This is a genomic window from Leptolyngbya sp. CCNP1308, assembly GCF_034932455.1.
Classification (GTDB): domain Bacteria; phylum Cyanobacteriota; class Cyanobacteriia; order Phormidesmidales; family Phormidesmidaceae; genus Nodosilinea.
Genome location: NZ_JAYGIH010000074.1, coordinates 163632 through 177516, shown reverse-complemented (window position 1 = coordinate 177516; position 13885 = coordinate 163632). Strand labels below are relative to the sequence as shown.

13 protein-coding genes are annotated in these 13885 nt (G+C 59.1%); 5 read left to right on the top strand and 8 right to left on the bottom strand.

What is annotated here, in order from left to right; all coding sequences use genetic code 11:
* Positions 1-80: 80 nt before the first annotated feature.
* Positions 81-2033 (bottom strand): HAMP domain-containing sensor histidine kinase, encoded by a 1953-nt coding sequence (locus VB780_RS19335; RefSeq protein WP_323352812.1) that lies wholly within the window; start codon positions 2031-2033, stop codon positions 81-83.
* Between the two features lie 189 nt (positions 2034-2222).
* On the opposite strand from VB780_RS19335, the gene VB780_RS19330 reads away from it, so the two are divergent.
* From VB780_RS19330 to VB780_RS19315, 4 genes are all read left to right on the top strand, one after another.
* Positions 2223-3107, top strand: coding sequence for a circadian clock protein KaiA (locus VB780_RS19330; RefSeq protein WP_323352811.1), 885 nt, complete (start codon positions 2223-2225; stop codon positions 3105-3107).
* A gap of 70 nt (positions 3108-3177) precedes the next feature.
* Entirely contained in the window at positions 3178-3492 is a 315-nt protein-coding gene (gene kaiB / locus VB780_RS19325) for a circadian clock protein KaiB (protein WP_073609295.1), read from the top strand.
* Positions 3493-3717: 225 nt separating this feature from the next.
* Positions 3718-5274 carry a circadian clock protein KaiC gene (kaiC, locus tag VB780_RS19320; protein WP_323352810.1) on the top strand — a complete coding sequence of 519 codons (1557 nt, stop codon included), beginning with the start codon at positions 3718-3720 and terminating at the stop codon, positions 5272-5274.
* A gap of 175 nt (positions 5275-5449) precedes the next feature.
* Entirely contained in the window at positions 5450-7228 is a 1779-nt protein-coding gene (locus VB780_RS19315) for an SWIM zinc finger family protein (protein WP_323352809.1), read from the top strand.
* 28 nt (positions 7229-7256) lie between these two features.
* Here VB780_RS19315 and VB780_RS19310 read toward each other — a convergent pair whose 3' ends face one another.
* The 7 genes from VB780_RS19310 to hflX all read right to left on the bottom strand — a co-directional run bounded on the left by VB780_RS19310 (position 7257) and on the right by hflX (position 13727).
* Positions 7257-7805, bottom strand: a complete 549-nt coding sequence (locus VB780_RS19310) for a GNAT family N-acetyltransferase (RefSeq protein WP_323352808.1) — start codon at positions 7803-7805, stop codon at positions 7257-7259.
* A 470-nt stretch (positions 7806-8275) separates the two neighbouring features.
* Positions 8276-9334, bottom strand: a complete 1059-nt coding sequence (fni, locus tag VB780_RS19305) for a type 2 isopentenyl-diphosphate Delta-isomerase (RefSeq protein WP_323352807.1) — start codon at positions 9332-9334, stop codon at positions 8276-8278.
* 82 nt (positions 9335-9416) lie between these two features.
* Entirely contained in the window at positions 9417-9962 is a 546-nt protein-coding gene (pyrR, locus tag VB780_RS19300) for a bifunctional pyr operon transcriptional regulator/uracil phosphoribosyltransferase PyrR (RefSeq protein ID WP_323352806.1), read from the bottom strand.
* Between the two features lie 392 nt (positions 9963-10354).
* Positions 10355-11293: a bestrophin family protein gene (locus VB780_RS19295; protein ID WP_323352805.1), complete on the bottom strand. Its 939-nt coding sequence runs from the start codon at positions 11291-11293 to the stop codon at positions 10355-10357.
* Between the two features lie 95 nt (positions 11294-11388).
* Complete coding sequence (locus VB780_RS19290; RefSeq protein ID WP_323352804.1) at positions 11389-11652, bottom strand: Txe/YoeB family addiction module toxin; 264 nt, start codon at positions 11650-11652, stop codon at positions 11389-11391.
* Positions 11649-11885 carry a type II toxin-antitoxin system Phd/YefM family antitoxin gene (locus VB780_RS19285; RefSeq protein WP_323352803.1) on the bottom strand — a complete coding sequence of 79 codons (237 nt, stop codon included), beginning with the start codon at positions 11883-11885 and terminating at the stop codon, positions 11649-11651. The genes VB780_RS19290 and VB780_RS19285 overlap by 4 nt, the downstream gene beginning before the upstream one ends.
* An 84-nt stretch (positions 11886-11969) precedes the next feature.
* The gene (gene hflX, locus VB780_RS19280) at positions 11970-13727 is read right to left on the bottom strand and encodes a GTPase HflX (RefSeq protein ID WP_323352802.1); all 1758 of its coding nucleotides are present in this window, start codon (positions 13725-13727) and stop codon (positions 11970-11972) included.
* On the opposite strand from hflX, the gene VB780_RS19275 reads away from it, so the two are divergent.
* Positions 13721-13885 (top strand): hypothetical protein, encoded by a 165-nt coding sequence (locus VB780_RS19275; RefSeq protein ID WP_323352801.1) that lies wholly within the window; start codon positions 13721-13723, stop codon positions 13883-13885. The genes hflX and VB780_RS19275 overlap by 7 nt on opposite strands.

Sequence of the window (13885 nt, the reverse complement as noted above, 5' to 3'; positions counted from 1 at the left end):
AAATTGGCCCATAGGAATGATGCTCAACTATACTGCACGGACCTATTTTGCTTGGCGGCAGCAAAATTAACTGGTTTGGCCTAACTTTCGGCGAGATGCAGGGCGATCGCCCGCATTAAACTCACCACCGCTAGAGCGGGCGGCTGGGTCAACACCTCTGGGCAAGGGATCAGCGTTAGTCCCAGGGCTACAGCGGCGTCTTCATTGGCCGGGGGAACTAGGGTGATCAGGGGAAGTTTAGCCAGGTCTGGCTGGTGGGCAACGTCTTGCAGGTAAGCGATAGACACCGCCTCTGCCCCGTCTAAAATGACCGCCTGGGGCCGCCAAACCCGGCTGAGCAGGCTGGCCTGCTGTAGATCGTCTACCTGCAACAGGCGGCAGTGGTAGCGCTGTAGCCAGGTGTGCACCAGCGGGGGCAGCGTACTTGGCTCCGCAACCGCCGACGGGCGCAGCAGCAGCATGGTTAACCCGTCTGGGAGCGGTAGCAACGGTGCTAGGCAGATCTGGTCTAGGGTAGTTCTTAGCCCCTGGGTCAGGGTTTCCAGGTACAGGGTCTTGAGCGGCGTGGCTCCAGGCTTTACTTCGACCAACTCGGCATCGTTTCCTGGGGAAGACTGCAACACCACCGCTTTAGAGATCTCCAGGCGCTGCACAAAAGCCATCTGGGCGGCCCCATCGACCGGGGCATCGGCCAGACCTTCCCAGTGAATCAGCGTGCAGCGGGGAGCGAGGCGAGCCTGCATAGCCGCCAGGGCTTGACCGCAGGCAGCCACCGCCAGGCGGTAGGGGCTGCCCCGCAGACTCCCGTAGACCTGGTCAACTACGGCCATGCTGGCGCTGGCCAGCAGTACCAGCACGGTTTCGCCCTCGTGGGCTGGGCTGGGCTGGGGCAGCAGCAGGGTCATGCGGCTGCCCCAGGTGGGGACGCTCAAGCCGCTGAATTCGCCCCCCTGGAGCTGGCTGAAGCGCCGAGCTAGGGCAATCCCTAACCCTTCTAGCGCCTGGGGAGCGGGCTGCGTTTCAAAGCCTAGGATTGACGGTTCTAGGGGTGGGCCGGGGTCAACGATGAAGGTTGAACTCCACAGAGTAAGGCTTAGCCAAGGCCCCCAGGGCTCGATCGCCAGGCCGCCGGGCGTAGCACCGTGGGCCAATAGGTAGCCCAGACCATAGTGAAGACTCTGGCGCAAGCGCAGGGGGTCGGCCTGCACCCAGCCCTCTGCGATCGCCCAGTCCACCGTAAACTCCTCAGCCCAGGCCGCCGCCCCGCCCTCAGGCTGGACGCTGAGAAAGCTAGACAGTAGCTCATCGGCCATGGGTTTAAGGTCTACCCGCTCTAGGTTGAGGCTCAGCTGGCCAGACTCTAGCCGCATCCAGTCGAGCAGTAGGTTAATTAGGCCGGTCAGTTTGCGGATGGCCTGCCGCATCAGGCTCACGTAGCGGAACTGGCGATCGCTCAGCGACCCCACCCGACTGTCGAGCAGCAGGGTCGATAGTCCTAATAGCGTCGTCATCGGGGTTTTGAGGGCGTGGCTGAGTTCCAGCACCCAGGCCTGCTGTCCCAATTCCAGCGGCGGCGCGGCGATATTGCCTGTATCTAAGGGTTCAGGTGCGCCCAGCCAGGCCATCAGCTTAAGGGGGTTGAGCACCCCTCGGTAGCAGCCGTCGGCGCTGGTGCATACCCAGAGGGCAAAGGTTGGCTCCAGGGCCATGGCTCTGAGCCGGGCGCTGGTGGGGCAATCGCCCCACTCCCGATCAACGACTGCTACGACGGGCTCTAACCAGGCCTGGCAGTCAGCCAACCGCAGCGGGGATGCCTCAATCCCTTCGCCCGGCGGCAAAGCTGCCTGGCTGGCCGCCCACAGCCGCCCGAGGGCGATCGCCCCCAGCGGGTGCTGCTCCCCATCGACGACAACAATGTGGCTGGGGGGCACGGCTCCCAGCTGCCCCAGGGCCAGGGCGATGCGCTCCAGGGGAGTTGTCAAACCGTAGGCCGGAACAGGGCTCAAAACACAGTCGAGGGGCGGCAGCGCCATGGGCTTATTCCCCAAGGGGTTTGTTTCCAGGTTTAAGGGGGCAGGCTGTATTCTGGCAACCACCCTTTACAATTGACAATATCCTGACATCCCCAGGCCAGGGTAGTGCGTTCTGGCCCAGATGAGTTCTGGCCGGTTTGTCCTGAACCTGTCAGGCGCTTTCTTATCCCGCTCACCCCTGTTTTCCCCTTGGTTGACCCCCTTCAAATTTGTGTCCTGACCCACAGCGATCAGGTTGAGCAGGGTTCCGAGCTGCATCTGGATCCCAGTCGCTACGTTGTGCATCAAACGGCTGTGCTCGGAGACACCCTAGACTGGCTACAGAGTCACCCTGAGCTGCCCGACTGCCTGGTGGTTAACGATAAAGTTTGGCGTCAAGCTCTGCGTCCTGCGCTGATAAAGCTAGGGCTAATGCTGCCGGTGGTGGTGCTAATTGGCCAGACAGAATCTACCGCCCCTGACCAGCCGCCCACCAACAGTGCCGTCCCGCTGGCCGGGGCCGAGGCCTACCCTGGAGCCGTGGTTCACCTTGCCGACGATGCCCTGCCCCAGCTTGACTGGGTGATTCAGAACGCCATTCAAGAATTTTTGCAGCTGCCCAGCCTCGGTTCTACATCAGCGACTGCGGCTGCCAAGGCTAACGCCCTTTCCGACGGTCTGAGCGCTCAGCAACATCGCCTAACAGAAAAACTTAAGGCCCGGTTAGGCTATCTAGGCGTCTATTACAAACGCAGCCCTAGCTCTTTTTTGCGTCATATGAGCCCCGATGACCGCACTGCGTTTCTGAGTCAGCTCAAGGCAGATTATCGCATCATTGTCTTGGGCTATTTCGCTAAAGATGCCAAAATCAACCTCAACCAGCTGATCGACGACTTTGTCGATCAGGCCTTCATGGCCGATATCTCCGTCGCTCAGATCGTTGAGATTCATATGGAGCTGATGGATAGCTTCTCAAAACAGCTCAAGCTAGAGGGGCGCAGCGAAGAGATTTTGCTCGACTATCGCCTCACGCTGATCGACGTCATTGCCCATCTGTGCGAAATGTACCGGCGATCGGTTCCCCGTCAGGTTTAGGGGCAGAGTTACCCGGCCCAAATGTTACCGATACAATCATGATTGTCCCTGTTCCAGCCCCGAGGGTTCTATGAGCTCTATCAAAAAGACCTACATCCTGAAGCTTTACGTCGCGGGCAATACCCCTAACTCCATTCGAGCCCTCAAGACCCTCAACAATATTTTGGAGGAAGAATTTCAGGGAGTCTACGCCCTCAAGGTGATCGACGTGCTGAAAAACCCCCAGCTGGCGGAGGAGGACAAGATTTTGGCGACCCCCACCCTGGCCAAAATTTTGCCGCCCCCGGTGCGCAAAATTATCGGCGACCTGTCTGACCGCGAGCGGGTGCTAATTGGCCTCGACCTACTCTACGACGAGCTGCGCGAAGACGACATCTATGGCTAGCCTTCAATTCCGCTCTAGCCTGTGGGTTAACTCAGCTGCGCCATGGACAGAAGCCAGGAAAATTGCTCCCTAGGCCGAGCCCCCGATAGCCAGCGACAGGGTTCTAAGCTCTTGAGGACAACTCGCCTAGATACGGTAGGGCCACCGGTTCGGGGTATGCTTAATCCTCAAGATGTTCTGTAATTATCAAGGGCGGCGTGCTGCCCATGACCTTATCAATCTCCCATGACAGATTCTGACCAAACTGATTTACAGCCCTCTTCAACCCCGGTCGGCGTGCGCAAGATTCGCACCCTAATCGAAGGCTTCGACGATATCAGCCACGGGGGCATGCCGGCGGGGCGATCGACCTTGGTAAGCGGCACCTCCGGGACTGGTAAAACCCTGTTTGCGGTGCAGTTTATCTACAACGGCATCACGGAATTTGATGAGCCAGGGGTGCTTGTCACCTTTGAAGAGTCTCCCGAAGACATCATTCAAAACGCCTACAGCTTTGGCTGGGACTTGCAGCATTTGGTGGACGACGGCAAGCTGTTTATTCTCGACGCTTCCCCCGACCCCGAAGGGCAGGATGTGGTGGGCAACTTCGACCTATCGGCGCTGATTGAGCGCATTCAGTACGCCATTCGCAAGTACAAGGCCCGGCGGGTCTCCATCGACTCGGTGACGGCGGTGTTTCAGCAGTACGACGCCGCCTCGGTGGTGCGACGGGAAATCTTTCGCCTGGTGGCCCGCCTCAAGCTGATGGGGGTGACTACGGTGATGACCACCGAGCGCCTGGATGAGTACGGCCCGGTGGCCCGCTTTGGCGTTGAAGAGTTTGTCTCTGACAACGTGGTGATTGTGCGCAATGCCCTGGAGGGGGAGCGCCGCCGCCGCACCATTGAGATTCTCAAGCTGCGGGGCACTACCCACATGAAGGGGGAGTATCCGTTTACGATCACCAACGACGGCATCAATATCTTCCCGCTGGGGGCAATGCAGTTGACTCAGCGATCGTCCAATGCGCGGGTGTCGTCGGGGGTGCCGACGCTGGACGAAATGTGCGGCGGCGGCTTCTTCAAAGACTCAATTATTCTCGCCACCGGGGCGACGGGCACGGGCAAGACCCTGCTGGTCAGCAAGTTTTTGGTGGACGGCTGCAAGAGCGGTGAGCGGGCAATTTTGTTTGCCTACGAAGAGTCGCGCGCCCAGCTCTCCCGCAACGCCTACTCCTGGGGGGTCGATTTTGAGGCTATGGAGGAGCAGGGGCTGCTGAAGATTATCTGCGCCTACCCCGAGTCGGCGGGTCTGGAAGATCACCTGCAAATCATCAAGACCGAGATCTCGCAGTTTAAGCCGTCGCGGGTGGCAATTGACTCGCTGTCGGCCCTCGATCGCGGCGTCAGCAACAACTCCTTTCGGCAGTTTGTGATTGGGGTAACGGGTTTTGCCAAGCAGGAAGAGATCACCGGCTTTTTTACCAACACCACCGAGCAGTTTATGGGGCTGCACTCGATTACCGAGTCGCACATTTCCACCATTACCGACACGATTTTGATGCTGCAATACGTGGAGGTGCGGGGCGAACTGTCGCGGGCGATCAACGTATTTAAAATGCGCGGCTCGTGGCACGACAAGGGCATTCGCGAGTACACCATCAACAGCCAGGGGCCAGATATTAAAGACTCCTTCCGCAACCTGGAGCGGATCATCAGCGGTTCGCCCACCCGGATTGCGGTGGATGAAAAGAGCGAGCTATCGCGGATTATTCAGGGGGTGCAGGGAGATTCAGAGCTGTAGGCTAGCTTATCCAGGATATAGGTGGCGGTGACGGCGCGATCGATCTCCCAAAATCACCAGCGAAAACAGCAGATCTTTCACAAGTCACGGGTTTGTCAATTTAGGAGAACTTCAACGCCTCTGGAAGTCAGCCATTGAAATAGGGCGAGCCGTAAAGCCCAACCCACTCCCTCCCATGCCCCTGCCTAACCTCACCCCAGCCACCCTTCAGCACCATGCCACCGAGCCGTCCTACGCTCGGGGTGAAAGCTATTTTCGCACTGGCGCGGTGGTCTCCCTCACCCAGCGAGAGCAGACCCTACAGGCCGAGGTCGAAGGCAACGAGGTCATGCCCTACCGGGTCACCATCGACTTTGATGGCGGTGGTGTCACCCATGCCGACTGTAGCTGCCTCTACAACTTTGAAGGCTGGTGCAAGCACATCGTCGCCACCCTGCTCGCCTGCATTCACCAGCCCGAAACCATAGAGCAGCGTCCGCCCCTGGCCCAGCTGTTAGCGCCGCTGACGCTGGTGCAAACCCAAGGGCTGGTGCAGCACCTGGTTGCCGAAAACCCCAGTTTGATCGAGGCGATCGATCGCTACGCGAACCTGCTCTCCCACGCCGAGGCCGCCCCCACTCCGCCCCCCAAACGCAAAACCAGCGTCGATCCGGTTCCCTTTCAGCGCCAGGCCAAGGAAATTTTGCGCAATGCCGTACGCGGCTGGGAATGTGGCCAAGACGACGACGAGATTGGGCCTGATATGGGCGCATTAATCGCCGATGCCCTGGCCTTTGCCGAACAGGGGGATGCCGACAATGCGCTAGTGGCGCTGCAGGCTATTACCGAAGGCTGTATCAACAATTGGGACGAGATCGATGACTTCTGCGGGCTCACCCCCGAGGAGGTGGGGGTTGATTTTGATGCGGCCTGGGCTGAGGTGCTTTTGAGCGCTGACCTGAGCGAGGATGAAATCTTCGCGTGGCAAGAAAACCTGGAAGCCTGGCAGGATCGGCTGGGCAGCTTTGCCATGGCGATGGAGGCGCTGCGGCAGGGCTGGGACTATCGGCCCCTGGTGCGGGTTTTGCAGGGAGACATTTCAGAGCTGGGAGCCTGGTCAGGGGAAGCGCCCGACTGGGCCGATGAGTTTAGCCAGATTCGCCTTAAAATTTTGGCCCGGCAGGAACGCTACGAGGAATATCTGCACCTGGCTGAGGCCGAGGGGCAGACTCAGCAGTATTTGACCATGCTGGGGCAGCTGGGGCGGGTTGACCAGGCGATGTCCGTTGCCCAAAGCCAAATGACTACCCTGAGCGAGGCCAAGGCGTTAGCCGAGACGATGAGAGCCCAAAACCAGCTTTCCCAAGCTTTAGAGATTGCTCTTAAGGGCCTTCGGTTTGAGCATAGCAATCCCTATCTGACCTTTGACTTTGCCACCTGGGCCAGTGATCTGGCCGAAGGCATGGGCAACCCCAGTGCGGCCCTGGAAGCTCGCGTCATGGCGTTCAAAGCCAAACCCTCGCTTCAGGATTACCAAAAGATCGAAATGCTAGCCGGAACCGACTGGCCTGCAATTCGCGAGACGCTGCTGCAACACCTGCGCACCGGTCAAACCTGGGGGCTAGAGCAGGCCCAGATCGATGTTTTTCTCCATGAAGGGCTGCTAGAGGATGCGATCGCAGTGGCCTCAGCCCTCAGTAGCTACCACAGCCACCTCATTCTGCGGGTGATGGATACGGTCGTTGCCACCCACAGCCAGTGGGTGATTGACAGTGCCCGCCCCCGCGCCGAATCGATTATGGATGAGGGTAAGGCCAAGTATTATGACAATGCAGTGGCATGGCTGAAACGCGTTAAGGCGGCTCACCACGCCCTAGGGCAAGCAGCGGATTGGTCTGGCTACTACCAAAGGTTGCTCAACCAGCACAGTCGTAAGCGCAAGCTGACTGGGCTGATGCAGCAAAACAAATTGTGAATAACACCTGATCTCGCCTGCCGCCCCATCAGAGCCGCAAAAAAGGGTTTACTGGCCTGGCATCACGGGTTAGGTATAGTACAAAATATTCCTCATCAAAATAATTGCCGTCGATGCACATGGCCTCCCGCGCTAGCCCAAAAGGTTCAAACCCGCGCGATCGGTAGAGGGCACCAGCGGCAACATTACCCGCTGTGAAACTGAGCGTGAGCTGCCGTAACCCGTCAAGCAGTCGGGCGTGGGCGATCGCGCTATCGAGAAGCCTGGCACCTACCCCTTGGCTCCGGAACTCAGGCAAAACATACATACTCCAGAGCGTACCAATGTGAACCCGCTTCAGCCGGGTTTCCCGCGAAAACCCGAGCATACCTGTGAGGTGGTTGCGATCGTTGAAAGCGCCAAAGACACCGCTAGCAGAATCATCATTAGGGCGCAGTCTAGCGGCGAAATCGCCTAAAGACAACCTCACTTCCTGTTCATAACTAGACGCAAAAGCCGTTGGTGACTCTCGTAAAGCTTGCAGGCGCAGATCGCGGTAGGTCACCGCTTCCTGAGGGTTTAGAAATCGTACTTCCATAATTACAAATTACAGGTTAGAGATGAAGTTCTTCACCTAACTTTTCAGAACCTCTACTCTATTTCCCTTGGCCCCTAAACTACCCGTGAATTCTGACGGCGTAGGGCACCAGGTAAGTCAGCTCGGCATTCGTTCCGACGGGCAGGCAAGCTTTGCCCATCCTATGAGGGTATGTTCTTATTGTTCTTATCTAGAAATCACCTAAGCAGAACAAGGCTGGCCAGCACTCAATCTCAAACGCTACCAAGTTAGAGACTTTTTATAAGGTTTTCTGCCCTCGATTGTCACCATCTGAGGAGCTTGTCTTACAGGACTGTCCTATAAGGTGCTAGTCATTGACTACCGGTGAAATTCCGGAGCTGCTGTTTACTTCTTCACTTGGATTACAAGGGCAGAACCACATTTCGATTCGCCTAACCTCGACCTTCAAGGGACGACCCCAATCCCTAGGTAGGGCAAAACAGCCGATCCTAGGCTCGCTCCAACACCCCCTCCTGGCGGAGCCCTGGCAAATGGCTCTGCCCCGTGCAGAATAGCACCGTTCTCAGCTCTGCCATCAGCACTTCTGCCAGGGCGACTACGGCCTCCTCTGACTCACTCGCGGCCCGCAAAAATGGCATTGCCAGCCCCGCCAGGTCGGCCCCTAGGGCCAGGGTCTTGGCCACATCCAGCCCGTGGCGTAGCCCTCCGGAGGCAATTAGCGGCAGGGCGGGGGCCGCCTGACGCGCCTGCACAATGCAGTCTGCCGTGGGCAAACCCCATTCGCCAAAGGTCTGCCCTAGCCGTCGCTGGTGGGCATCCACCGCCCGCTCGCTTTCCACCCTGGCCCAGGAGGTGCCCCCCGCCCCCGCCACATCCACCGCCGATATCCCGGCCTCTACCAACCGTTGCACCATGGGGGCCGAAATGCCGTTGCCGACTTCCTTCGCAATCACGGGCACGGGTAGCCCAGCGCAGAGCTGCTCTATTTTCTTTAACAGTCCTTTGAAATTCGTATCGCCTCCGGTCTGCACCGCCTCTTGCAGCGGGTTGAGGTGCAAGATCAGCGCGTCGGCTTCGAGGGTTTCTACGACGCGGCGGCACTGGTCAAGACCGTAGCCGTAGTTTAGCTGCACCGCCCCCAGATTCGCCAGCAGCAAGATATCTGGAGCCTGCGCCCTGACCGCGAAGGTCTCCATCACGGCGGGGTTTTCTACGCCTACCCGCTGGGAGCCCACCCCCATGGCCAGGCCGTAGCGCTGGGCCACCGCCGCCAGTCGCCGGTTGATCTGGTGCGCCGCCGCCGTGCCCCCGGTCATCGATGAAATCAGCAGCGGTGCCCCTAGCCGATGCCCCAAAAACGTCGTGGCCAGGTCAATATCTTGATAGTCGAGCTCTGGCAGACAGCAGTGGGTAAACCGATAGCGCTCTAGCCCTGTGGTGATTTGGGCACACTGCACCGGCCCCTCTAAACAAATGCGCAGGTGGTCGGCCTTGCGGGTCTGGGTCTGGTAGGCCTGGGTTTCGGCGGCGACGGGCAGTAGAGTCACAGGGAGGTTCGCAAAATCGACGCCCCTATCGTAGGAAAAATTGGGCGTTTGAGGTGCGATCGCACACCAGACGTAACACCCCTTACTCCGGCTTTAACAACTCCACCCCATCCCGCCCGTCGGTATCCTGCAAAAATACCTTCACAGCCTCATCTTTTGCCGTCGGCAGCGACTTGCCCACAAAGTCAGGGCGCACTGGCAGCTCCCGGTGGCCCCGGTCAATCAGCACCGCTAGGCGAATGGCGCTGGGCCGACCGTAGTCGATCACGGCATTGAGGGCGGCGCGAATGGTTCGCCCGCTAAAGATCACATCGTCCACCAGCACTACGACGCGATCGCTGATGTCGAAGGGGATTTCGGTGCGAGCCGGGGTGCGCGTGCTGATTTTATCCAGGTCATCGCGATAGAGAGTGACATCGATCGCGCCCACCGGCAGATCTACCCCCTCTAACCGCTGAATTTGCTGGGCCAGCAGGTAGGCCAGGGGCACACCGCGCGTGTAGATACCCAGCAGAACCAGGCGGCTCAGGTCGCCGCCCTGCTCCACCACCTCTGACGCCAGCCGGTTGAGCGTGCGGCGCATTTCCTCCGCCGATAAAATCTCGACGACGCTGCTGCTTGCATTCATCCCCAGGCCTCCTGGCAGCCGTAAAGCCTCACTATACCTGACCTACAGGGGTGGCTGAGGACAGCGGAGATCTCTATTGCGATCGCAGGCCATAGAAACCAGGGTCGGCATTGGTGGTGCCGATAGCTCAGCTCTGAGCAGCAGCAAGTCTCGCAAACAGAGGCGCATCAACGCCTAGCCTTACTTCCCCAGGCATTATGCCATTGGCAACGGATCCACATTCACCTCCAGGTTCCGGGGAGATCTTAGGAGATCTCCAGAAAAAACTATCCCTTCTCTAATCCAGCGACCTTCGCCGACGTAGGGTGGGCACTGCCCACCACTGGGAGAAAGTTTTCTAGAAATCGCCTTAGGGGCTGACCCGATTCCCCAAAGAAGACGCTTCGCGATAGTCAAAGACCGGCCCCAATGGGCCATCGCTCCACTCCCGGCACCAGCGAAACCAAATCCTCAATGTTTTGCCGCATGGTACGGCAAATTGAGTCGAGGGGCAGGTCATTGGGGTCGTGGCCAAAGGGGTTCTCAATCTCAATGCCAATCTCCTCGATGCCAAATACCGCAAAGCTAATCAGCCCCACCAAAAAAGGCGTGCCCCAGCCCACCGAATCCACCATTTGAAAGGGCAGCGCCAGGCAGTACAGCATCAGCAGCTGCTTCAGGTGAATGCTGTAGGCCACCGGCATGGGGGTTTTGAGAATGCGCTCGCACCCCCCCAGGGCATCGACTAGGTCGTCCAGGATCTCCAGGCAGGAGGTGAGCTGGTAGGGGTTGAGGGTGCCCCGAGCCTGTTGGGTTTGCAGATAGTCGGCCAGCCAAAAGGCAATCTCTAGGGGCGGGTTGTTCATCTGCCGCAGTTTGCCGAACTGGTCGGCGGTGAGCAGGCTGGCCAGCTCGGCATCGGGGGGTTCACCGCGCAGGTGCAGCTTCATGGCGATCGCAAAGGCGGGCAGCAGGCGCACGGCGGCTAGTTTAGCCTCGTCATCGCCGGGCTGGGGCGTCTCGATCGCCACCCACATCTGCCGGGCCAGGTTGCGGGTCAAATTCACCACGCTGCCCCACAGCTTGCGCCCCTCCCAAAACCGCTCGTAGGAAGTGTTGGTGCGAAACACCAGCAGCAGACCCAGCACCAGGCTGGGCACCAGCGAGCCTAAAATGGGCGACGCCAGCGGCCAGCCCCGGCTGTAGAGCAGCAAAATGCCCAGGGCAAAGGCCGCGCACAGCAGCACGCGGGGCATCACCGCCGGTATCACCGACCCCCGCACGCGAAACAGCAGCTTAAACCAGTCTTGCTCGTAGCGACGAATGCTGCGCTTGATGGTTTGGTCTGGCACCGGCTACTCCTTATCTGCGGGGGGTGAGGCGACGACTTTATGACTACAACAACTTCCCAGCACTCTGAATGCTCTTTACGGGAGGCACACTGCGCTTACTCGTAATGTGTCCACATGCGCAAAATTTTTACAGTCTGTTCAGCTTCGATTACTTCGTAGACAATTCGATGGTGGATGTTGATGCGCCGTGAATAAGCTCCTGCTAAATCACCCACAAGTTTTTCGTAGGGTGGAGGGTTTTGGTATGGGTTGCCCTGCAAAATGTTCAGCAAAACTTGTGCTTTATGGCGAAGGTTGCTGGCCGCAAGTTTCCTGGCATCTTTCTGGGCTTGTTTAGTGTAAACTAGCCGCCAGTTCACCAACCTAGCTCCTGGTCACAAGCTTCAATCGGAGTGTTTAGTCCCTCTCGAATCGACTCTCTCATACCCGGAACCGACAGCAAATATAAGGTTTCCTGAATCGCATTCCAGTCCGACTCTGCCATCAAAACAGCGTTGCTATGCTCACCGACAATTACAACCGGTTGATGGGATGCGCTCACTGCTTCAATCAAATCTGGCAACTGTGATTGAGCTTCACTAATAGGTAACATGAGGCTTTGTACCCTAGACTAAATGCCAATCCTTACTTGCCTACGATAACTCAATGGCGTGGAAGACCTAGCAGAAAGACTGCCCTATACCGTGACGGCATAATCGACCAGTTGCAGCAGGCGCGATCGCAGCGTTTCCAGCCCCAATCGTTCTGTAGCAGAGATAAACAGCGCTTGGGGATATTCCTCCTGGGCGATCGCCAGCACGTCGCTGCTCACCCGGTCAGCTTTATTAAACACCAGCAGCATCGGCCCCGGCACAATCGGCATGTCTTTGAGAATGCGCATCACCCAGTGAATCTGGTCTTGCCAGGCGGGGTGCGACACATCGACGACGTGGAGCAGAGCGTCGGCCTCAGTCACCTCTTCGAGGGTGGCGCGAAAGGCATCCATCAGCGAGGCGGGCAGCTCCTCAATAAAGCCCACCGTGTCGGTGACCACCAGCTGAGTAGTTTCGTTCGTCGTGGGGTCGGTAAGCGCCAGGCGGCGGGTGGTGGGGTCGAGGGTGGCAAACAGCTGGTCGGCGGCGTAGACCTCGGAGTTGGTCAGGGTGTTGACCAGGGTTGACTTGCCCGCGTTGGTGTAGCCCACCACGGCGATGGAGGGCAAGTTGTCGTCTTGACGGCGGTGGCGCAGCCGAGCCCGATGGGCCTGGAGCTGGTTGACCTCCTGCTGAAGCCGCTGAATGCGCCGCTGAATCGCCCGGCGCTCGGTCTCCAATTTCGTTTCCCCTGGGCCTCGGGTGCCGATGCCGCCCCCCTGGCGCGATAGGGCCTGGCCACGCCCCTTCAGCCGGGGCATTTGGTATTCGAGCTGGGCCAGCTCTACCTGAAGTTTGCCCGCGCCGCTCTTGGCCCGCTGGGCAAAGATATCGAGAATTAGCTCGGTGCGATCGACCACGCGCAGGCCCACCATATCTTCCAGGTTGCGCACCTGCATGGGAGAGAGGTCGCGATCGAACACAATCAAGTTGGCCCCCACGGTCTGGGCCGCCAGGGCCACCTCCTGCACCTTACCGGCCCCCAGCACGGTCTGGGGATGGGGGCGAGGGCGTTTTTGAAACAGGGTTTCCATCACTTCGCCGCCCGCGCTATCGACCAGACGCTCTAGCTCTGCCAGGCGCTGCTCAAAGTGAGCGGGGGTTTGGTTGTTGGTGAACAGGCCGACGACGAGGACGCGATCGCGCTCATCCTCCACCTGTAGAGCGGTAAAGGCGCGGCTAAACTCGGCCTCGAGCCCCTCGGCCAGGGCAAGAAAATCCTGCTGAGCCAGCTCGTCGAGATCGGTGGGGGCCGACACCAGCCAGCGCTGCTCGGGGTGAGGCACCAGGTGGGCCAAGTAAGTGCTCTGAATGTAGCCCGTGGCCCCGCCGCCGCGCCGGGTAAAGCCGGTGCCCGTCAGCGCCAGCACCGCCAGCACATCCAGCCGCTGGAGGGCCATGGTGGTGAGAGTGGCGTCGCTAGGCGGGTCGGGCTCAAACTGGGTGGCAATGCAGCGAATGCCGCTGAGACGCTCGGCCCCGTAGCGAGGCAGCTCTGAGGGCGGAATTTGGGTCTGCCGCAGCGTGCCCACCCCCACCCGAATCACCTGCCCGCGACGGTTGACGTAGGCGCACAGAGGATTGTCAATGTCGGTGCTGACCGCCGCTAGCCGCTGGGCGAACTCAGGCGTCACCACACAGTCGCCCGGCAGCCGCTGGTGGTAGAGCCGCTGCAACTGCTTGAGCTGGCTGGGCTTGAGGCCCTTTAGATTGCCGTAGACCGTTTCGATAGGGTGAGTAAACTCCTGGGTACGATCGGATATGTCATAGTAATGGGGCCGAAGTGAGAGCGTCAATGACATCTAAATATTCTAACGATCGCCGCCGGGGCAGTTTTATTCGCTGGTCGGCCCGGTCTCGCAGCTCTGACCAGCGCGATCGACCCGATCCAGAATTTGTGGTCGACCGTCGGCAGCTTTACAAGTATTTAGATTCCCTGGAGGGGCTCTCAGGCGAATAG